Annotated in this window: 23 protein-coding genes and 1 pseudogene; 11 read left to right on the top strand and 13 right to left on the bottom strand. The window is 35.7% G+C overall.

The features are described from left to right. Positions 1-3 precede the first annotated feature (3 nt). A complete protein-coding gene (locus ACK2M2_RS13325) occupies positions 4-717 on the top strand; it encodes a glutamine amidotransferase (RefSeq protein WP_419349247.1) in 714 nt (237 codons plus the stop codon). A 66-nt stretch (positions 718-783) separates the two neighbouring features. Next, entirely contained in the window at positions 784-1413 is a 630-nt protein-coding gene (locus tag ACK2M2_RS13320) for a LysE family transporter (protein WP_419349245.1), read from the top strand. A 935-nt stretch (positions 1414-2348) separates the two neighbouring features. Here ACK2M2_RS13320 and ACK2M2_RS13315 read toward each other — a convergent pair. Then, positions 2349-2927, bottom strand: a complete 579-nt coding sequence (locus ACK2M2_RS13315; RefSeq protein WP_419349243.1) for a YceI family protein — start codon at positions 2925-2927, stop codon at positions 2349-2351. Positions 2928-3232: 305 nt separating this feature from the next. Between ACK2M2_RS13315 and ACK2M2_RS13310 the strand changes: the two genes are divergently transcribed. Further along, on the top strand, positions 3233-3643 hold the full coding sequence (locus ACK2M2_RS13310; RefSeq protein ID WP_409510144.1) for an OsmC family protein: 411 nt from the start codon (positions 3233-3235) through the stop codon (positions 3641-3643). Positions 3644-3823: 180 nt separating this feature from the next. Here the strand turns inward: ACK2M2_RS13310 and ACK2M2_RS13305 are convergent, their stop codons facing one another. The 3 genes from ACK2M2_RS13305 to tkt all read right to left on the bottom strand — a co-directional run bounded on the left by ACK2M2_RS13305 (position 3824) and on the right by tkt (position 6952). After that, the gene (locus ACK2M2_RS13305) at positions 3824-4039 is read right to left on the bottom strand and encodes a hypothetical protein (protein ID WP_409510145.1); all 216 of its coding nucleotides are present in this window, start codon (positions 4037-4039) and stop codon (positions 3824-3826) included. Positions 4040-4240: 201 nt separating this feature from the next. Next, positions 4241-4780 (bottom strand): hypothetical protein, encoded by a 540-nt coding sequence (locus ACK2M2_RS13300; protein WP_419349241.1) that lies wholly within the window; start codon positions 4778-4780, stop codon positions 4241-4243. Positions 4781-4963: 183 nt separating this feature from the next. After that, the gene (gene tkt, locus ACK2M2_RS13295) at positions 4964-6952 is read right to left on the bottom strand and encodes a transketolase (protein ID WP_419349239.1); all 1989 of its coding nucleotides are present in this window, start codon (positions 6950-6952) and stop codon (positions 4964-4966) included. Between the two features lie 277 nt (positions 6953-7229). Here tkt and ACK2M2_RS13290 point away from each other — a divergent pair, with 277 nt between their 5' ends. Both ACK2M2_RS13290 and metK read left to right on the top strand, forming a co-directional pair. Continuing rightward, the gene (locus ACK2M2_RS13290) at positions 7230-7952 is read left to right on the top strand and encodes a methyltransferase domain-containing protein (RefSeq protein ID WP_419349237.1); all 723 of its coding nucleotides are present in this window, start codon (positions 7230-7232) and stop codon (positions 7950-7952) included. Positions 7953-8096: 144 nt separating this feature from the next. Further along, positions 8097-9263 carry a methionine adenosyltransferase gene (gene metK / locus ACK2M2_RS13285; protein ID WP_409510149.1) on the top strand — a complete coding sequence of 389 codons (1167 nt, stop codon included), beginning with the start codon at positions 8097-8099 and terminating at the stop codon, positions 9261-9263. Positions 9264-9354: 91 nt separating this feature from the next. Here the strand turns inward: metK and ACK2M2_RS13280 are convergent, their stop codons facing one another. Beyond that, on the bottom strand, positions 9355-9585 hold the full coding sequence (locus tag ACK2M2_RS13280) for a hypothetical protein (protein ID WP_419349234.1): 231 nt from the start codon (positions 9583-9585) through the stop codon (positions 9355-9357). A gap of 332 nt (positions 9586-9917) precedes the next feature. Here ACK2M2_RS13280 and ACK2M2_RS13275 point away from each other — a divergent pair, with 332 nt between their 5' ends. Further along, entirely contained in the window at positions 9918-10121 is a 204-nt protein-coding gene (locus ACK2M2_RS13275; protein ID WP_419349274.1) for a hypothetical protein, read from the top strand. On the opposite strand, the gene ACK2M2_RS13270 is transcribed toward ACK2M2_RS13275, so the two are convergent. From ACK2M2_RS13270 to ACK2M2_RS13260, 3 genes are all read right to left on the bottom strand, one after another. Continuing rightward, on the bottom strand, positions 10106-10738 hold the full coding sequence (locus ACK2M2_RS13270; protein WP_419349232.1) for a LysE family transporter: 633 nt from the start codon (positions 10736-10738) through the stop codon (positions 10106-10108). The two genes, ACK2M2_RS13275 and ACK2M2_RS13270, sit on opposite strands and share 16 nt — an antisense overlap. Before the next feature lie 193 nt (positions 10739-10931). Next, a complete protein-coding gene (locus ACK2M2_RS13265) occupies positions 10932-11522 on the bottom strand; it encodes an FxsA family protein (RefSeq protein ID WP_419349230.1) in 591 nt (196 codons plus the stop codon). Between the two features lie 132 nt (positions 11523-11654). Then, the gene (locus ACK2M2_RS13260) at positions 11655-12017 is read right to left on the bottom strand and encodes a hypothetical protein (RefSeq protein ID WP_409510153.1); all 363 of its coding nucleotides are present in this window, start codon (positions 12015-12017) and stop codon (positions 11655-11657) included. 146 nt (positions 12018-12163) lie between these two features. Here ACK2M2_RS13260 and ruvC point away from each other — a divergent pair, with 146 nt between their 5' ends. Further along, positions 12164-12709 carry a crossover junction endodeoxyribonuclease RuvC gene (ruvC, locus tag ACK2M2_RS13255; protein WP_409510154.1) on the top strand — a complete coding sequence of 182 codons (546 nt, stop codon included), beginning with the start codon at positions 12164-12166 and terminating at the stop codon, positions 12707-12709. Positions 12710-12807: 98 nt separating this feature from the next. On the opposite strand, the gene ACK2M2_RS13250 is transcribed toward ruvC, so the two are convergent. The 3 genes and pseudogenes from ACK2M2_RS13250 to ACK2M2_RS13240 form a co-directional block, all read right to left on the bottom strand. Continuing rightward, positions 12808-13149 (bottom strand): hypothetical protein, encoded by a 342-nt coding sequence (locus tag ACK2M2_RS13250; RefSeq protein ID WP_419349228.1) that lies wholly within the window; start codon positions 13147-13149, stop codon positions 12808-12810. Positions 13150-13325: 176 nt separating this feature from the next. Beyond that, positions 13326-13613: pseudogene (locus ACK2M2_RS13245) on the bottom strand (acylphosphatase). Positions 13614-13628: 15 nt separating this feature from the next. Beyond that, positions 13629-15098: an NAD(P)H-hydrate dehydratase gene (locus ACK2M2_RS13240; RefSeq protein WP_419349226.1), complete on the bottom strand. Its 1470-nt coding sequence runs from the start codon at positions 15096-15098 to the stop codon at positions 13629-13631. A gap of 46 nt (positions 15099-15144) precedes the next feature. On the opposite strand from ACK2M2_RS13240, the gene queG reads away from it, so the two are divergent. Together queG and bioB are read left to right on the top strand one after the other, a co-directional pair. Then, the gene (queG, locus tag ACK2M2_RS13235; protein WP_409510157.1) at positions 15145-16242 is read left to right on the top strand and encodes a tRNA epoxyqueuosine(34) reductase QueG; all 1098 of its coding nucleotides are present in this window, start codon (positions 15145-15147) and stop codon (positions 16240-16242) included. 302 nt (positions 16243-16544) lie between these two features. Next, on the top strand, positions 16545-17534 hold the full coding sequence (gene bioB, locus ACK2M2_RS13230; RefSeq protein ID WP_419349224.1) for a biotin synthase BioB: 990 nt from the start codon (positions 16545-16547) through the stop codon (positions 17532-17534). Between the two features lie 94 nt (positions 17535-17628). Here the strand turns inward: bioB and ACK2M2_RS13225 are convergent, their stop codons facing one another. Then, entirely contained in the window at positions 17629-17841 is a 213-nt protein-coding gene (locus ACK2M2_RS13225) for a hypothetical protein (RefSeq protein ID WP_419349222.1), read from the bottom strand. A 617-nt stretch (positions 17842-18458) separates the two neighbouring features. Between ACK2M2_RS13225 and ACK2M2_RS13220 the strand changes: the two genes are divergently transcribed. Then, on the top strand, positions 18459-20096 hold the full coding sequence (locus tag ACK2M2_RS13220) for a long-chain-fatty-acid--CoA ligase (RefSeq protein ID WP_419349220.1): 1638 nt from the start codon (positions 18459-18461) through the stop codon (positions 20094-20096). A 123-nt stretch (positions 20097-20219) separates the two neighbouring features. Here the strand turns inward: ACK2M2_RS13220 and ACK2M2_RS13215 are convergent, their stop codons facing one another. Beyond that, positions 20220-21056 (bottom strand): phosphodiester glycosidase family protein, encoded by an 837-nt coding sequence (locus ACK2M2_RS13215; RefSeq protein WP_419349218.1) that lies wholly within the window; start codon positions 21054-21056, stop codon positions 20220-20222. Between the two features lie 123 nt (positions 21057-21179). Here ACK2M2_RS13215 and ACK2M2_RS13210 point away from each other — a divergent pair. Beyond that, the coding region (locus ACK2M2_RS13210) for a lecithin retinol acyltransferase family protein (RefSeq protein WP_419349216.1) at positions 21180-21532 on the top strand (353 nt) is incomplete at its 3' end.

The raw sequence follows: 21532 nt of genomic DNA, 5'->3' as shown, positions 1-21532 counted from the left end.
ACCATGATCTCCCTTCCAACAGATTTCCCTAAAACCGTTTACGCGATTCAACATTTGGCTTTTGAAGATCTAGGCAGTTTTGAAGATACGCTATACCAAGCGGGGTTTCGAGTTCGTTATTTTGAAGCAGGTGTCGATGACTTAAAACAAGCTTTTGAATATACAGGTTTAGTTATTATTTTAGGTGGACCGATTGGTGTTTATGAAACAGAAGATTATCCTTTTCTAAAAGATGAAATAATTCATCTACAGCAACGTTTAGAAAAAAAACTACCTACTTTCGGCATTTGTTTAGGCGCTCAACTGATTGCCCACGCAAGTGGTGCTAAAGTTTATCCGGGACATCAAAAAGAAATTGGTTGGTCTAAATTACAATTAGCTGATGTTGATAATAATCCATTACAGCCTTTAAATGACATTGAAGTATTACATTGGCATGGTGATACTTTTGATCTTCCTAATCAAGCAATATTACTTGCAAGTTCAGACATTTACCCGCATCAAGCTTTTAGTATTGGTACTCATGTTTTAGCAGTTCAATTTCACCCAGAAGTACTCAATGATAGCTTAGAAAAATGGCTGATTGGACATACAGCTGAATTACGCAAAGCTAAAATTGATATCTCTGTTTTACGTGAAAATAATCAAAAATTTGCACCTACACTTGAACAAGTTGCTTCAGAAGTCCTACAAAATTTCATGCAAAAATTGATTTAAATAGTATTTTATCAAAGTATTTTTTTAATTTAATCAATTGCTTATATATCTTATAAAGGAAAGATTATGACCGCTTTACTCAGTATTGCACTGATTCATTTTTTTGCACTTATCAGTCCGGGTCCTGACTTTTTCTTCGTTACCCAAAGTGCAATCCGTCAATCTCGCACTCATGCACTTTTTGCTGCTTTAGGTATTTCCCTGAGTATTTTAGTTTGGGCAATTTTAGCCATTAGTGGTCTACATTTTCTATTTCAAAAAATTGCATGGTTACAACACGTACTTATGGTTTGTGGTGGTCTATATTTGCTTTATTTAGGTTGGCAAATGCTTAAGTCATCCTTGAAAACAAAGAACAACACAGGTAGCCAAATACAAACCGAAGCACACTTGGATAAATCGCATTTATCGTTATTATTCCAAGGCTTTTTTACCAATATGGCAAATCCAAAAGCTTTGGTTTATTTTAGTAGTGTATTTGCTTTAGCTATTCAATCGGATGCACCACTCAGTGCACAAACCTCCCTATTGGGTCTAATTTGGATTGAAAGTTTATTGTGGTTTTCTTTAGTTGCTGTATTTTTCTCATGGCATAAAATGACTCAATATTATCAACAATTTGCAAAATGGATTGATGGTGTTACTGGTGGAATTTTTATTAGTTTTGGTTGTTATCTTATTTTAGGTCGTGATTAAATAGGTTCAATTTATAAAAAAATGCCATAAAAAAGCACCCGATTAACGGTGCTTTTTATTTTTAAAGATAAATTGGCTTCTCTTTCTGCCTACGTAGATATTATTTTGCATTAGCAACAAATACTTATTTTGTATCACCTACATTCAGCATATTAATTAAATTAATTCAAATTAAGCACTTAGGTTGTATTGATATTTAATTTTTTAAAATAACTTATCTATAAGTTTAAAAAACAGAAAATCGAATTAATTTTTATTTATAGTTACTTCCAATTTTTAATTTACACTGGTTCAATATGTAAATATTTGATAGGTTAAGAATTATATATCAATGGTTTATAATTTTATGTTAATAATTAAAACTATAAAATCTATTAATTTAACCATTTAACTACATTTATACACAATATGGTTAAAATATAAGCGCATTATATATAAAAGCTTCATTAAATTTTGGAGGTTAATATGATTACCCTTAAAAACGGGAAGCACTATCAAGAAAGGTCTGAGCAAGTTAAAACAAACCGAAGGATACCTGTATATATTTTAATATTAATTGGTTTATTTTTTCTCTCATTTGTGATTTATATTATTTTTAATTGATTGTATTTAAAAAACTACCAGATGGTAGTTTTTTAAATACAATCAATAACTTAAAATTATTAACAACTAACTATATTATCAAACAATGATTTTGTTGATATTTATCTTTGATTTTGAAAATTAACGGTGTGATACGCTATCTAGAGCCACGCTTAATAGGATTAGATAGTTTTATCGAATTTTTGGCGTAATCTCGGAGTAAATTCCTTATTATTTTAGTAATATTGTAGAGAAAATAGTAAAAATTAACACCTTTTTAAAAGTAATAGGCGATAAAAAAGGCCTATAAAGTAATTCATATTCACCTTATAAGCCTTTGATATATTGCAATATTACTTCGCTACAGAAGCCTCAGTTGTAATATTTACAGTAATCTTATCACCTACATTAGGCACATATGCACCAACACCAAATGCTGAACGATCAAAAGAAGTCGTTGCATTAAAGCCAATTGATTCAGCTTTAGTCATAGGATGAACACCTTGTTTGTTTAACACAGCATCCAATACGACAGGTTTAGTCACATTTTTTACAGTTAAATCACCCGTAATTTTGTATTTGTTTTGACCTAGCGCTTGCACTTTTGTACTTTTGAATGTGATATTTGGATATTTTTCAGCATCAAAGAAATCAGCATTTTTCAAGTGATCATCAAGTGCTTTAACATTTGTATTCAAACTAGACAATGGAATTGTTACATTTACAGCAGAGTTTACAGGTTTTGCATTATCTACTGAAATTGTTCCTTGAATGTCACTAAAATTTGCAGAGGGTGTAGAGAAACCAAAATGATTCCAAGTAAATACTGTTGCAGTATGTGTTGGGTCAATGGTGTAATCCACAGGTTTTGCAACACTGATTGTTGCGATAGAAGCGACTGCTAAACCTAATGCTAAAGACTTGAAGTTCATGTTGTTATCTCACTTAGAATAATGTTTAGTTTATACATTCATGATTTTAATGCACTCTTATTCATAAAACGATATGTCGCATAATTGCAACGATTACACAAAATACGCTATTATTTAAAATCAACAGAACAATAAAATACCTATCTATATGATTATTATATTATAATTTTCAAAAAATAATCTCTATACAGCTATTAAAAAGCGATTAAGCCAAACATAACGACAAAGAATCTACAAAAAATAACAGTGGAAGTCTGCCATAATATTTTGACTCACTCACAGATAATAAAAGGGAAAATTATATTATGATCAATCGTGCATTTGTTGAAGGTAACCATACGCCTTACCGTGTTACATTGACCAATCCTCAAGGTCACACTTGGTATGCCGATGAACCTGCTGAAAAAGGAGGCTCAGATACGGCACCAAATCCAATGCAAATTTTACTTTCTGCTTTAGGTGCATGTACCACAGTCACTTTGGAAATGTATGCAGATCATAAAGATATTAAAATTGAACATATTCAGGTCGATTTAGCACTCAATCCTGCAGGTGATCCTGAGGCAGGTCAAAATAATATTGTGCGTACAATTACTTTAAAAGGTGATTTTACCGAGGAACAGTATAAGCGCTTACTTAAAGTTGCAGAAAGTTGCCCTGTGCATAAATTATTGACATCAAACATTCAGATTCAAACTGAATTAAGCATAAAATAATGTCTAAAAAATATAAGGTTGTAGAAGCAAAAAAATCGTATTCAAACTATGATCAATCGCCTTTGACAACATGTAGGGACATTTTAAAATTAGGAACATTTTAAAATAGTGAATACATATACTATTTTAATACACTAAAACGATTAAAGCCCCTTTCGGGGCTTTTTAATACTTTAAAAATTATAGCTTTTCAACCAAAATTCGATCTATTTGCTTTAAACCAGTTTGCTTTTCGTGATTCTTACGGCGAATTTTAATTTGCTTGTCGTCAGCCATATCCTGAAGTAACAATTCAACAGCAACCATAGATTCTATCGGCAAATCCTGCCCAATCCATTTTTGCTCACCAACATCCATCAAAATGATTTCTTCACTCACTTGTTCATAAAGACTCATATTTACCTCACTTATGGCTTATGAATAACCATATGGAATCAAAACCAAATTAAGGAGCACACTATATACCTTTTAATAAAAACTGCTAGCCTTTTCCGTCCATTTTTGACAATACATTTTATTGTTGATGCGTTCGATATATGTATGAATCAACCTATCGTTCATTAAAATCATGTTTATTCCTCTCGATGACCTAGCGCATTAAGTTTCACAATTTACTTTTTTATTCGTTATTTCAGCATTTTGATTTGAAAACTTAAAAGGCGAATCAAAAGTATCTGCATTAAATTGAATTATTTTCGCTGTCATTAAAGCCTGTTGAAACTTCTCCAATTGGTCTGATGTTTGAATAAATGGATTTTTATAGCTTTTTCCATCAAGTAGAATATCAATTTCTTTTTCGTCATTTGAACTCAACCGATCTAGTCCTCGCTTATCCTCAATCAAAAAACTTGGCTTTGCATTAGGTTCTATACAATTAAATTTCATCATCAATCTATCTTTTTTTACATTCTTATTACTCAAAAACTTTATACTTTCTTGTCGATTATTCTGATCAATATAGAGTTCCAAATAACTCCACTCGCCTAAACCTGTTAATTCCTTAATTTTATTTTCGAATTTACCCTGCGCATCCCAATCTACACGAATAGGCTCATCCATTTTATTTTGTTGAGCTTGGGTATTTACACCATTAGCCACACATAGTGCTAAAACACAAATTTTAGAAAATAATTTCATTATTGTTTCCTTTTATAGTTTTAAATACATACAGTCTTTATTTTAAATATACGATGACGATTCAGCCGTAATGTTTTGTATATCTAATTTGTATATATAAATTACCCTTTCCTTTTCACTAAAAAGAATAATAAAAAACGCCCCATTTTCAGGAGCGTTCTTTATTTCAACTAAATATCATTATTAAGCTGTAACTTCTTTAACTGCTTCAATCACCGCTTCAGTGGTAATACCGAAGTGTTGATATAAATCTTTCGCAGGTGCAGACTCACCATAAGTAGTCATACCGATCACTTTACCGTCTAAACCAACGAACTTCCACCAATAATCTACATGTGCAGCTTCAACCGCAACACGTGCACGAATATGTGCAGGAAGAACAGCTTCACGATATGCAACATCTTGCTTAACAAATTCTTCAGCACATGGCATAGACACAACACGCACACCATCAAGTTGTGCATGTGCTTCCATTGCCAATGACACTTCTGAACCAGTTGCAATAATAATGGCTTTTAACTCACCTTTTTCTTTCGCTAAAACATAACCACCTTTAGCAACATCAGCAATTTGTGCATCTGTACGCGTTTGGAATGGTAAGTTTTGACGAGAGAAGATCAACGCTGTTGGACCTTCTGAACGTAACAATGCAGATTTCCAAGAAATAGATGCTTCTACAGTGTCACATGGACGCCAAGTGTTTAAGTTTGGTGTACCACGTAAAGATGCAATTTGTTCAATTGGCTGATGCGTAGGACCATCTTCACCTAGACCGATTGAGTCATGTGTATATACATGAATCACACGTTGCTTCATCAACGCAGACATACGTACAGCATTACGTGCATATTCCATAAACATCAGGAATGTTGCAACGTAAGGAATGAAACCACCGTGAAGTGCAACGCCATTGGCAATTGCAGTCATACCGAACTCACGCACACCATAGTGAACATAGTTACCCGCAGGATCAGATTCAACGCCTTTTGCACCTTTCCAAAGTGTTAGGTTAGAACCCGCAAGATCCGCAGAACCACCCAAAATTTCAGAAAGCTGTGGGGCAAATGCTTGAATCGCATTTTGGCTTGCTTTACGGCTTGCAATGGTTTCAGCTTTAGCATTTACTTCAGCAATATACGCATCTGCTTTTGCTACGAAGTCCGCAGGTAAATCACCTGAAGAACGACGTTTAAGTTCAGCTGCTTCTGTAGGATATTTTGCAGCATAGGCAGCAAAAGTTTCATTCCACGCTGTTTCTGAAGCTGTACCTTTCGCTTTAGCATCCCAAGCTGCATAGATATCAGCAGGAATAACGAATGGCTCATCTGTCCAACCCAAAGCTTGACGAGTCAATGCAATTTCATCATTACCCAGTGGTGCACCGTGGCAATCTTCTTTGCCTTGTTTGTTTGGTGAACCTAAACCGATAATGGTTTTACACATAATCAGTGTTGGTTTCGCTGTTTCAGCTTGTGCAGCAACCGTTGCGGTACGAATTGCATCAGCATCGTGACCATCAACTTTAAGCACTTGCCAACCGTAAGCATGGAAACGAGCTTCTGTATCGTCAGAGAACCAACCTTCTACTTCACCATCAATTGAGATGCCGTTATCATCATAATAAACAACAAGCTTCCCTAAATTTAAAGTGCCTGCAAGTGAACATGCTTCATGGGAAATACCTTCCATCAAACAACCATCACCCAAGAAACAGTAAGTGAAGTGATCTACAACTTTAATATCTTCTTTGTTGAATTGCGCAGCTAAAGTTTTTTCAGCAAGTGCAAAACCAACAGCGTTTGCAACACCCTGACCCAATGGACCAGTCGTGGTTTCAATACCTGGTGCATAACCCAATTCTGGGTGACCTGGTGTTTTAGAATGTAATTGACGGAATTGTTTAATATCTTCAATTGAAAGATCATAACCTGTCAAATGTAACAACGCATATTGCAACATTGAACCATGACCATTCGACAATACAAAACGGTCACGGTTTGCCCATTGTGGATTGTTCGGGTTATGGTTCATAAACTCACGCCATACCACATCAGCGATATCAGCCATCCCCATTGGAGCACCTGGATGTCCAGAGTTTGCTTTTTGCACAGCATCCATAGCCAATACACGAATTGCATTTGCAACACGACGTTCATTTAGCGGGGTTGTCATAGATCAGAGTCCAATAAGTTTGAAAATATGAGGAAGATGAATAAAAATTCAAAAGCTAGTGCTATTGTCTTAAAAAAAGCTGACGGGGTAAAGGCATAACTACATATTTATGCATTCAGGTTTCAAAAAAATGGAAAATTTAGCACATTAATATCATTTTCCCAATTTTTATCGCTTTGTTGTTTTTTTGCATTCATGATTTTTTTTAAATGTAAGTTAAAAATATTTCATATATGATTTGGAAAAACTGTTGCAACAGGGAAAATCTAAAATAATCATGTCAGTGAAGCAACAAATTAAAAGCTTAAGAGCACCATTTTATAAAATTTTATACCCGAACAAGCAAAAATTCACCTGCCCAATCTGTTTATATACAGGTCCATTTAAGGATAAAAAACGCAGATTGAATGCAAAATGCCCAAAATGTGGTGAAAATGAACGTGCTCGACTACAGTATATTGTTATCAAACAACTTTTTGACTCATATGAAAATATTGACGCTCAAATATTACACATTGCTCCTGAACGAGCATTGCAAAAATACTTTCAAAGTAAATTTAAAAATTATACTTCGGCTGATAAATTCCGTACCAATGTCGATATTCAGTTTGACGTTGTCGATATTCCTTTTCCTGATGCAAGTTTTAATATTGTTTTCGCATCACATATTTTGCTTTATCCATTTGATGATATTAAAGCCATTTCAGAAATGCGGAGAATATTAAAACCCAACGGGATCGCAATTATTCCTATGCCTGTTTTTACTGAAAAAACCGTAGATGACTATAGTGGCAATGCACGTTGGACACATATGTCAGGTTTAGACTATTACAATCGTTATCGTCAATTTTTTCCAAAAGTTGATTTATATTCTTCAAAAATGTTTCCTGAACACTATCAACTTTATATTTGGGATAGCCAAAAAGATAATCCCCTTGCTGTAGATGATGTCCGCCGTGAAGAACTCGTACCTGTTTGTTATGTATCCACAGAAAGCTAAAAAATAAGGACAAAAAATGCCATGATCACAATGAATCAGATTAAATTGTATGTTTAATTTGATTTTTTCATAACAATAGCCTAGTGATTATTGGCAAGTGGATGTAACATAACGCATCGAAAAAATAATGCCCGTAGGATATTCATGCGCGAGTACAGTGTTTTTACTTCTGAATCAGTAAGCGAAGGCCACCCAGACAAAATGGCGGATCAAATCAGTGACGCGATTTTGGATGCTATTTTAAAAGAAGACCCATATGCACGGGTTGCTTGTGAAACGCTTGTAAAAACAGGGGTTGTTGTTCTTGCGGGTGAAATTACTACAACTGCAAATGTGGACTTCGAAGCAATTGTTCGTAATACCGTAAATGGTATTGGTTATCACCATTCTGATCTGGGTTTTGATGGCTCGACTTGTGCGGTTCTCAATATGATTGGTAAACAGTCACCTGAGATTGCACAAGGTGTAGATCGCCAGAAACCCGAAGATCAAGGTGCTGGTGACCAAGGTTTAATGTTTGGCTATGCAAGCCGTGAAACTGATGTATTAATGCCTGCGCCAATTTCTTATGCACACCGCTTAATGGAAAAACAAGCTGAACTTCGCAAAAAAGGTACGCTTGCTTGGTTACGCCCAGATGCAAAAAGTCAGGTCACTTTTGCTTATGAAAATGGTAAGCCTGTTCGCCTTGATGCTGTAGTTTTGTCTACACAACATGATCCTTCTATTTCTCAATCACAGCTCAAAGAAGCTATTATTGAAGAAATCGTGAAAAAAGTTATTCCTGCTGATATGTTCCATGCTGGCACTCAATTTCACATTAATCCAACAGGTATGTTCGTCATTGGCGGTCCTGTAGGTGACTGTGGTTTAACAGGTCGTAAAATTATTGTCGATACTTACGGTGGTATGGCTCGTCACGGTGGCGGTGCTTTTTCTGGTAAAGATCCATCTAAAGTTGACCGTTCTGCCGCTTATGCAGGTCGTTATGTGGCGAAAAACATTGTTGCCGCAGGTCTTGCAGACAAATGTGAAATTCAAGTGTCTTATGCTATTGGTGTTGCAGAGCCAACTTCAATTTCAATCAATACATTTAACACTGCAAAAGTGTCTGAAGATTTGATTATTGCTTTAGTTCGTGAACACTTTGATCTACGTCCATACGGTATTACTCGTATGCTTGATCTCATTCAGCCGATGTACCAACAAACGGCTGCTTATGGTCACTTTGGTCGTGAAGGTTCTGACACTGCATTTACATGGGAAAAAACAGACAAAGTTGAAGCATTAAAAGCTTCTGCAGGTCTATAAGCCGATCTGTTAACTTTCTCATAGAGTATTAAAAAAACCCACATCATGTGGGTTTTTTTATTCAATCAACTATTCTCAACAAAAATCCACGTTATTTACTTTTATTAAGAATTTCTAATAATGACTGTTGTACGGGAACTTCATTGTGACTTTGCGTATAGATATGTACGAGTTTCAATGTAATGACAACTGCAAGACAAGCGAAAATACAGAAAATCCAACTATTAATTGGGCTACGAATATGATGTGAACCACAGTGATTACATTCTTTCGCATGATATGTCAGAACAGAATTACAACATGCGCAGTTATAAGTATACATTTTAAACTCCTTCATTTTTGGTATATACCATCCATTTGCATATACTTTGTTTTATATTTATAAAATTCATACTAAGGAACACAATCAATAATTTCAAGCCTAAATTAAATGAAAAATGTTTCAGTTCCCTTAAATTAATAGATATTTGTGTCAAAAAATAAAATTTAAATATATTTCAATTCGTTAAAACATAGAACTTGAATGTAACAGATTATCTATTTATATGTATAAATTTTTTGGAAGTGTAAATTATCAACATCAAGAACCTATCTTAATATTACAAAATACTTCTCTATGTTAAAATGTGCATGATTCGCACAATGAGCTTTAACATGGTACAACTCATCAATAAAGGTGGTTTTCGGGAACGCGCTAACCGTAGTCGTAAATATCAAAACTCTGAAAATCAACAAACAGTACTCGAGCCTACACAATACCGAGCTGAGCATACAACTAAGTCAGCATGCCTACATATAGAAAAAGAACCTAAGCCTAAATCCCCACAATCTTTAAACAGTGATCAGCCGAACAAATGAACGGCATCTACCCATAAAAATACGGCGAAAATGAGGAAAAAAACACCTGAAATAATATCAATATAGCTTCCAGCGCGTTGATACATGGCTTTCATTTTGGGCATAGACATAATTAAAGTCAGCAATGAAAAGACCACAAACGTCTGTATCGGAATAATGACAGCAAGTTGCGGTTTCAAGCTTGCCCCTGCACTCGAACTCAGCGCTAAAGAAAATACACTACTAAAATAAATTAACGTTTTAGGATTGGATAAATTGGTGAACAAACCCAACATAAAATAATTTTGTGGCTTTTGTTCCATAACACCATCAAGTGAAGCCTGTTGTTTTAAACTTAACAAGCCACCCTTCAACATGCCATAACCCATTTTGGCAAGAAAAAATCCACCAATTAACATCAGGGCTTGTTGAATCCACGGCCATTGTTCAATCAACACCGTAAAACCCAATAAAGTCAGCACTACCCATATCACAATACCGACACTAATGCCCAAAACTATTTTTAATGTATTCGCTCTACTATTGGATGCTGCACTTTTAGCAACAAGTAAAACATCTGGACCTGGGCTTAATTGTGCAATGAAATGTAATAAACAAATGGTGATTAACAAAGACATGGATCAAAAATCTGAATCGCAGAGTCCTAAATTATACTTAAAAATGTATCAAATATTAAAAAATAATCCTTCAAATTAAATGCTTTTATTTTAAATATAAATATTTAAAAATCAAAAAGTCGGATCTGTGATCCGACTTTGATTTTTTATGAATACTTGTTCAATACAGTATATCTACAGTACTGATTAAAGATTAATTTTTCTTCACATCCTTTAATTCAATCTGTTGATGTTGAGGTTGAACTTCATGTGCTTCACCATCAATCACTGAAGAATCGTTATAACGCCCTGTACCACCACTTTGTTGATTCTGCATATCTTGCATTTGGCGCATCATGTCTGCAAATGGATTTTGACCTTGTGCGCCTGCACCGCCCATACCATTTAAATCGCCCATCATGCCACCCATCATATTGTTCATCATGTCTTGTTGTTTTTTCATCATCACTTTCATCATGGCTGCTTTTAGTGCATTTTGAACAGCAGGGATTAGTAGTAAAACAGCAAGTACATCCGTGATCAAACCTGGAATTAACAACAGAAAACCTGCAATCAATTTAGGTAAATTCCCTGCCAATGATGGATCTGCCATTTGTCCCATCTGCATTTGTTGCATCTGAGGCATTAAACCTTGCGAGTTTTTACGGATAATACTTCCACCAATAAAAAATGCAGCAATAAACCAAAAAAAGACATACCACATACTGCCAACAAGATCGCCCACACCAATCCAAACGAGGATTTCGAGGACCAAACCGATAAGAACCACCAATGCAATTTTCATGAAAATTAATCTAATCTCAAATAATTCAATAAATTTTGATACAACATTGCACACATACGTGATCAATATTTACATCGTTGTTAAAATACTATATGGGCATTTCTAAAATTTTAAAGGGTAAATTTTAGCTTTCTATTCAAAATGCCATAAATTTTGGCTACTTTTATAAAGTAAACATATTGAAATGAGTGTTCCCAAAGGAAAAGCCATCAATAAAATCAGAGCAATAAATAAAGTCATACGACGTCCTCGCTCTGTTCCTTGCATAGATTCAAGCGATGCGAGCCAATGTAAATAACTGATCCACCCCAAAGGTAGTAATACAACTAAAAGTACAAAAACACTATTCATCATCTCAAATGTACTGATTAGCCCAATAGCCATGAAACCACAAACTAAAGCATAGAAAATGGCGAGTATGCGATGAATCCAATACACTTCTTTATTTTTGACCACGCCCTGTTTTAAACAAAAGGACTGAATATTTAAACCCATTACTTTCCTACAAAGACCAAATCAGCACTTATCATAATCATCTATAAAATCACTCATTCTTGAATCGAGTTATCATCATTAAAATTATACTTACATTTTCCTCGCCAAATCATATAATTGTCTCAATCTTTTAACTTCGTCTTTTTATGTCTTTAATTATTGGAATTGATCCAGGCTCACGTCTTACAGGTTATGGCATCATCGAAAAAGATGGTCAAAAACTAAAATTTATCGATGCAGGGACAATTCGCACAGAAACAACTGAAATGCCTGAACGACTCAAACGAATTTTTGCAGGGATTGAACGTATTGTAAAATTTCATGGTCCAACGGAGGCTGCTGTAGAGCAAGTCTTTATGGCAAAAAATCCAGATTCCGCATTAAAACTTGGTCAAGCTCGTGGCGCTGCTATTGCGGCATTAGTCAATTTAGACTTACAAGTTGCCGAATATTCTGCACGACAAATCAAGCAATCTGTTGTGGGCTATGGAGCGGCAGATAAAGAACAGGTGCAAATGATGGTGATGAGATTACTGAATCTTTCGATTAAGCCGCAGCAAGATGCTGCCGATGCTCTTGCTGCTGCTATTTGTCATGCACATGCTTCTGGCAGTATGAGTAAGCTTGCTGTACTCAATGCACTCGGTGGAATGGCACGTGGGCGTAGCCGTACCAGCAGTCGTCGTCGCTAAATCAAGAAGATTAGACTTATAAAAAGATAAGGCGAAATATTTATCATTTCGCCTTACTCAAATAACTCAACATTTTTAGATAGATGTTTTAAATCTAATTACGCCAAATACGCTACAGCATCTTTTGTCACTTCACGAATACTTGGCTGTTTTGAATAGGTCGCTATCAGCATTTTCCCTGATGTACGCAAATTTTTCTGTTGATTTGGATCAATACGAATTAAAACCAATTCATCGAGAATACGTTGGTTTTCAATTTCACGGCAAATAATTAAATTTTGATTACGCTCAACTATTTTAAACTCAGCAAAAGCTTTCTGTAGTTTATCTTTAAAGCTCAAACTTTTATCTTCGGTATTTCGACCTGAAAATTGGGTATAGGCAATAAGTGCAAGACATAAAGCCACCACAACCCCCACCACCAAATACTTTTCTATCATGTTATTTCACTCGAATAAATGTTTCCTGTTGATCATTATACAAATAAAGCCTTTCTACTTACTGACACAATTTTATCAGAACTTTTATCTTTTTTGTCCCTGAAAATTTGATTTCAACATCATACAAACCATCATTTAAAGATTTTAAAACTCGCTTTTTTCTCTTGAAAATAAAATCATCGTAATATTTTAAAATCGGTATATTCAGATATCTGCTCCAATTTTTTTTGCTCAATCTGCGTTACAGCAATCTGTGTTACATGCGCACATGTAGAACCTGTATAACAATGTGTAATTAACCTTGAAATCACAGTTTCATTCCCAACAACCACGGCCTCTACCTCACCTGTTGGTCAGTTTTTCACATAGCCATTCAGTTTTAGCGCTATAGCCAGTTTCTCAAACCAACGGCGATAACCAACTCCTTGAACTTTTCCGCTGATCAATAATTTGATTACTTGCATTCTAAATAACTCGAATTAACTAAGATTGACCACAGCATACACCGCTTCATTCATATGCTGTGCTTGTAAACCACGCATACCTTTTTTCGCTAAATAATCACCTGCCAACGCATGTAAAGTCACGATTTCATGCAAATGAATTTGCTCAGAAAATTGTGCTTTTAAACTTGCAATCATGCCTGCGAGTACATCCCCCATACCACCAGTACCCATACCTGCATTGCCTGCTGTGCAAATCCAAAGTTGATCTTCTAAAATCAAACTGCCTGCACCTTTAAGTACCCATTGCCCTGCATATTTTTCTTGAAGTTTTTGAATGGCTTTCACTCGATCTTGTTCAATCTCTGCGACTGAACAATTCAACAATTTAGATGCCTCGCCAGGATGTGGCGTTAAATAAGTTTTTTCATTCAATTTGGTCGACTGTTCAGCCAAAAACCATAGAGCGTCTGCATCCAAAACGATTTGTAAGTGTTCACTTTTTTGAATGGGTGTAAACCATTTTAAAAATTGCTGTTTTGCCCAATCATCACGTCCTAAACCCATACCAAAACCCACCGCATCGACATGATCGAGTAGGTTTTGAATATCTTGCTCAGACAATAGGTTAATATCACGAAGCATGATATTGGGTGAACGAGAAAGAATAGCTGTGTGATGTTTAGCATCACAGACAATGGTGACTTTGCCCGCGCCTGCACTAAACGCTGACTCGCCTGCCATCATTACAGCACCGCCCATTTCCGCATGACCACCAACCACCAAAACATGTCCATAACTGCCTTTATGACCAAAGGCTTGCCGTTGTGGTAGCTGAATATTTAAAGGTGATAATTGCGCTAAATTGTTTAACTCTGAATCTATAGGAATCACTGAAATCACATCGACAATGCCTGAATACTCCTTGCCCTGTCCTGTAAATAACCCTGCTTTTAGCCCTAAAACGGTGTAGGTATAATCTGCTTTAATAGCAAGAGGTAATGGCTGTCCTGAATTAGCATTTAAACCACTTGGAAGATCAATTGCTATTTTCAAACCTTTTTGAGCATTAAATTTTTGAATAATGGCTTGCCAAGGCTCATCTAACTCACGATTTAAACCAATACCAAATAAAGCATCAATATGACAATCAAAGGCAGATAAAAGATTAAAATTCTGATGAATCATCACATGATTTTGCTTGGCGATTCTGATTGCAGATTGTAGGTCAACCGAATGACTAGTATCGCTTGCAAATATCTCAACCAAATAACCTTTTTGTTTTAAATAACTTGCGATGCAATAACCATCACCAGCGTTATTGCCTGCACCACACCACACGGCTATTTTTTGAATGTGTGAATATTCATTTTGAAACAAGTTATCTAAACGCTGTGAAACTATCCAAGCAACCTGTTGCATCAAGCCAAACGAACTATTTTGTTGCTCAAACCAACGATGCTCCCATGCTTGAATTTCATGGCTATGATAAACTTGCTTAGGCATGATTCTGTCCTTTTCTTCTCATTTTTAAATAGCGCATTAATTTACTATGTCGGCAACTTCAGTTACACCCTCTATTCCACTGCAACAAATTGATCCACATGAATTAAAAGCATGGATTAAAGATCAGGCTTTGCAATTGGGCTTTGCTGATTGTGTCATTGCTCGCCCCGATGCTCAAGCTGAATTACCACGTTTCAAAGAATATTTAAAACGTGGCTATCATGGCGATATGAAATTTTTAGAAGAAAATTTAGAAAAACGTGCAGACCCAACCCTGCTCGTCCCAGGTACAAAAAGCATTATCTGTGTGCGAATGAATTATTTGGTAGAAACACCAAAACCACGTTATGTGCCTGATGAACCAAACTCAGCCATCATTGCCCGTTATGCGCGTGGGCGTGATTATCACAAAGTCATGCGTGGGCGCTTAAAAACTCTATCAAATATTATTCGTGAAAAAGTTGGTGAGTTTGAATCTCGCCCTTTTGCAGATTCAGCCCCTGTTTTTGAGAAATCTTTGGCTGAAAATGCAGGCATGGGCTGGACTGGCAAACATACTTTACTTATTCATAAAAAATCAGGTTCTTTCTTTGTTTTAGGTGAATTATTTACTTCATTAGAATTGCCTTTTGATGAAGCAACAACGAAACATTGCGGTTCATGTACAGCATGTATCGACATTTGTCCAACTCAAGCAATTGTTGAACCGTACATGCTTGATGCTCGTAAATGTATTGCATACTTAACCATTGAATATAAAGGTATTATTTCTGAAGAATTACGCCGTGGTATCGGTAATCGAGTTTTTGGCTGTGATGATTGCCAACTGATCTGCCCTTGGAACAGCTTTGCAAAAAAAGCCACCATTGACGACTTTAACCCTCGTCACGGTTTGGATGATGTTAATTTATTAGACCTATGGCAATGGGATGAACAAACATTCCTTAATTGTACCGAAGGTAGTCCAATACGACGTACAGGTTATCAGAGCTTTATGCGTAATATCGCCATTGGCTTGGGTAATGCACCATTTTCTGAAGAAATTTTAAGGAAACTTCAACAACCACCACATCAACAAGATAATATTGTGCAAGTCCATATTGATTGGGCTATTGAGGAACAATTGAGTAAAAAAAAGCCATAAAATTTGTATATTAACCACAGTTTTTAATTTTTTTTACTTATACACGTTACTAACAAAGTTGGCTTAAAATTATCAACTTAGTCGCCAATTCAACACAACATTAAAACTCTTCTCTTTTAAAATTATGTCACTAAATCTGCAAAAATTAGCCAATCTTTGCAACTAAATTGAACATTTATTTTTTATAAATTACTTATTTTTTATCGACAGATCCCATCAACTTTGTACATTTTTGCCCTTTGGATTTTGCACAAACACTGTATGATAAAACATAAATAACGTATATATCACGGATTTGACCCATGACCACCCGCAACGATTGGACGCGTGAAGAAATTCAACATCTTTATGAACAACCTTTTATGGATCTTGTTTTTAAGGCTCAGCAAATTCACCGTGAATATTTTGATGCCAATGTCATTCAAGTCAGTACTTTACTATCTATTAAAACGGGGAAATGTCCTGAAGATTGTAAATATTGTTCACAATCAGCACATTATGATTCAAAACTAGAAGCCGAAAAGCGCATTGCTGTAGACAAAGTGATTAGCGAGGCAAAAGACGCTCTTGAATCAGGTTCATCACGTTTTTGTATGGGAGCTGCTTGGCGTAATCCACATGAGCGTGATATGCCTTATGTTTTAGAAATGGTACGTGAAGTAAAGGCATTAGGCTTAGAAACTTGTATGACATTGGGTATGCTCAATCAATCTCAAGCTGAACGATTACACGAAGCTGGACTTGATTACTACAATCACAATCTTGACACTTCTCGTGAATATTATTCACATATTATTAGCACACGTACTTTTGATGACCGCTTAGATACGCTTGATCATGTTCGTAGTGTAGGTATGAAAGTATGTAGTGGTGGGATTGTCGGTTTAGGTGAAAACCGTAATGACCGTGTAGGTTTACTCCAAGAATTAGCAACATTGCCTATGCACCCTGAATCTGTACCAATCAATATGTTAGTTCCTATTGAAGGTACACCACTTGCCGATGTCGAAAAATTAGATGTTACTGAATGGATTCGCACCATTGCAGTTGCTCGTATTATTATGCCAAAAAGTTATATACGTTTATCTGCAGGTCGTGAAGCATTATCTGACTCTGATCAGGCGTTGGCATTTTTGGCAGGTGCAAATTCCTTGTTTAGTGGTGAAAAGCTCTTAACTACGCCAAATGCAGGCGATGGTAAAGACAAACAACTCTTCCAAAAACTCGGCTTACAAGCTGAGAAAGCCAAACAGACAGTTGCTGAATTATCTGTTGATGCGATGGCAGGTTAAAACCTAATACCTAGTTCTAAACGTTAAAAGTAAAATGGCATAAAATGAAATCTCATTTTATGCCATTTTTATACATTTTGATTACAACATAAAGTTATAACGAAGTAATTAAAATACCGTATTTGGCATTCAGAAACATACCTTCTTGGATCTGATCTGTACCATTGGCATGATGCACTTTTAAAATTTGAGTAAGCGCATCATATTCAAATGCATCAAAAGTATCTTGATGATGACAAAGCCACGTTAAAGTATCAGCAAGTACATCATCAACAACATAGGTTTGCTTAGAAAAGTCTTTTGGCATAGCACTTCATTTCAATTTGAATTTAGATGCAGTCTAACGGCTTCAACGTAATAATGAAAAATTTAACTGCAAATATAAAAATCGAAGTGTTTATGCACTTCGATTTTGTAGTGGATCATGTATTTTTAACTTAAATTAATGCGCTTTATGAACTCCGCATTTACGACACTCTATATGCTCAACATCCCCTGCTTGATGCTCGTATTCGTAAATGTGAATACACAAAAATTCCCTTAATAGTTTTAACATTATAGATTTACCTCTCTATCCTTGGCTAAAGCAACTGACGATATTCCATCCTGAAATATCAATATCAAAATTTGCTACCCTATTATATTTATCATATTCCCATGATTATTCAAGTATTCATTTTAATAAAAATTAAAATATTTTTTGTATTTGTTTGCTTTCATTTTCATATAATGAGAATAACACAAGCTATTGTTTTGCCGTATTTAATTTGAAAAATAAAATAAAAACTTGCTTAAATTAACTTGATTAACCCTGTGATTCGGTTAGGATGAATGCAAGCTCTTTTTTTCCATTTATAGGAAAATGAGTCAGGAAAGATATAAAAACAGAATCTAAAATTCAAGTACATATAAAGGATATAAAAAATGCAAGGACGTATGATGTTTCAGTCGCTGTTGATCAGCAGCCTGTTAAAACATGCAGCACGCTATCACAGTGATACCGAGATCATTTCTAAAAATACAGACGGCACCATTACGAAAACAGATTGGACACATATCTCTGAAAACTCAAAACGCTTTGCCAATGCACTTAATGCTTTAGGCATGCAACAAGGTGATCGAGTTGCAACGATCGCTTGGAATAACCATCGTCATCTTGAGTCTTGGTACGCTATTTCAGGCAGTGGGCTTGTCTGTCACACCATCAATCCACGCTTATTTCCTGAACAATTGATTTTCATTATTAACGATGCCAATGACCGTGTCATTTTATTCGATAAAACCTTTTTACCGCTCATCAAAGCCGTTAAACCCCATGTACCTAATGTTGAACACTTCATTTGCTTAAGTGCATTTGACCAAGACGTTGCCGATGCCATTCCAGATGTTAAATTCTATGATGTCGTCATTGCAGAACAATCTGCAGAATACGAATGGCCTGAATTTGATGAAAATACAGCAAGTTCACTATGTTATACCTCAGGTACAACAGGCAATCCAAAAGGAGCTCTCTACTCTCATCGATCAACCGTTTTACAGAGTTATGCAGGTGCAATGCCTGACTCTTTAAACCTTTCGGCTCGTGATATCATGCTCCCTGTTGTTCCAATGTTCCATGTCAACGCATGGGGTACACCTTACATTGCCGCAATGGTCGGCTGTACACTGGTATTGCCTGGACCAGGTCTTGACGGCGCTAGTTTAACTGCGCTGATTGATGAATATAAAGTCAGCATTGCTCTTGGTGTTCCGACCATTTGGCAAGGTTTATTGCTTGCAGCAAAAGCTGTAAATAGCTCACTTCCAACATTAAAGCGCAATGTCATAGGTGGTTCTGCCTGCCCACCTGCGATGATGAAAACGTTCCGTGATGTGTATGACTGTGAAACAATTCACGCATGGGGAATGACCGAAACAAGCCCACTTGGATCATTGAACCAATTAAAATCGAAGCACAATGCTTTATCTGATGATGAAAAATTACAAATTCGCCTGTCTCAAGGTCGTCCACCGTTTGGCGTAGAAGTTCGTATTACTGAACAAGAAAAAGGTATGGTTGAACAACCGAATGATGGCAATACCTCAGGTAATCTACAAATTCGAGGTCATTGGATCATTAACGCTTATTATGGTAAAAATGAAAGTGCATTAACTGAAGATGGCTGGTTCGACACAGGTGATATTGCAACCATAGATGCTGATGGATTTATTAATTTGCAAGACCGCGCAAAAGATTTAATCAAATCGGGTGGTGAATGGATTTCATCTGTTGAGCTTGAAAATATAGCGATGGGACATCCTAAAATTGCAATGGCTGCCGCTATTGCTGCTATTCATCGTAAATGGGATGAGCGCCCAATTATTATTGCTATTAAGGCACAAGATAGCGATATTACCGAAGCTGAATTACTCGATTATTTCTCAGATAAAATTGCTAAATGGCAAATTCCTGACCGTGTAATTTTTGTGGACTCTATTCCACTGACAGGCACAGGAAAAATGCTGAAAAAAGATTTACGTGAGCAGTTTGGTTCGGTTTTACTTGAAAGTGAAACAAACTAAGCATTTTTCATTTTTAATATAAGAGTCTTTACAATCAAAAAGTAAAGGGTCATCCAACTTTAGATGACCTTTTTTCATAATAAAAATACTTTTATATAATATAACTACAAACCATCGCACGTATTAATTAGCACAGTTTTCATTGTTGACCCATCCCACCATTGGACCCAGTTTGAAATGTTGTTTAGGACTATCTAGCTTAGGATGATAAGCACTTGATATAGTCCCATCCAAATAAAGCGCATTATCAATTTTTAATTGTGTTTTAAAGACTTGTGCAAAATCATAAAAATTGATTGGCTCACGGCTGATCACAAAATACAGTGTCTGATTTTTAATGCCAACACCATTACGAATTTTACGTGATTGAGCATTTTTCTGAAATGTGGCATTCACTTGCCCATGACTGACAAGCATGGGACCTGACTGAGTTGCATAGAGTGGATTTAAATTTTTAAATTCTTTCGACCTTTGGAGTTCATCCGTCGTTGCAATCACAGCATTTTTTGAATTCCAAGCAAGCACCCCATTGGGCTGCATAAAAAAGTTACCAAAACCTTTTTCTGTATTAAGCGCTTTTAACTGCTGAGCATTTTCAATATATAAACCGACAGGTTGATAATTTGGATGATACATTCCAGCATTCATTACAAATACTAAGCTTTGACATGCATTAAGATCTTTTTGCACATTTTTAAAATAACCATAAGGCTGTTGATTTTGATCATTTAAAAAAAGTTTTAATTGCCTAAAATCACTGATCTTAAAAATATCTAGATGCATATTTTTATATTGTGCATTCTGATAAATCACTTCAGCAGAACCTGAATGACACCCCAACAAGCTAACCAACAACCCCATCAATATTAAGTTTTTTGTTATAAAACTATGAATAATCATCTCAATATACTCAGATTTAATGATTCGACAAGTGACTTTATTTAATTCAAAGTTTGTCACATAATTTTGCAGTTAAATAGACAAACCTACTTTTTTAGTCTACTCACCACTCGGTTTTTAGGTATAATCAAATCACTCTTTCAATAAAATACAGATGTACCTTTATTGGAATCTATAGGATTTATGCAAAAACGTTCAGACAAATACAGGCTTGGCAGTCATCTCATTGTCAAAAATTTTGGCTATAGCCATCACGGAATTTATGCCGGACGGGGTCGTGTCATCCACTATTCAGGATTTGCGCATTTATTCAAAAAAAAGCCTATAGAAATCACTACTATCGAAAAATTTTCTCGGGGCAAACCCATCCTCATTCTTACCTATAATCAACCTAAATTTAGAGGTCGTGCTGTGGTACGCCGTATGCGTTCTCGAATGAATGAAAACCACTATCACCTGATTATTAATAACTGTGAACATTTATGTAATTGGGCAATTACAGGAATCGAAAGTAGTCCTCAAGTTGTCAAGATGAT

The sequence above is a fragment of the Acinetobacter sp. TY1 genome (assembly GCF_048551395.1).
Taxonomy (GTDB): Bacteria; Pseudomonadota; Gammaproteobacteria; order Pseudomonadales; family Moraxellaceae; genus Acinetobacter.
The sequence above is the reverse complement of the archived record's forward strand: the minus strand, read 5'-3'. Positions and strand labels throughout refer to the sequence as shown.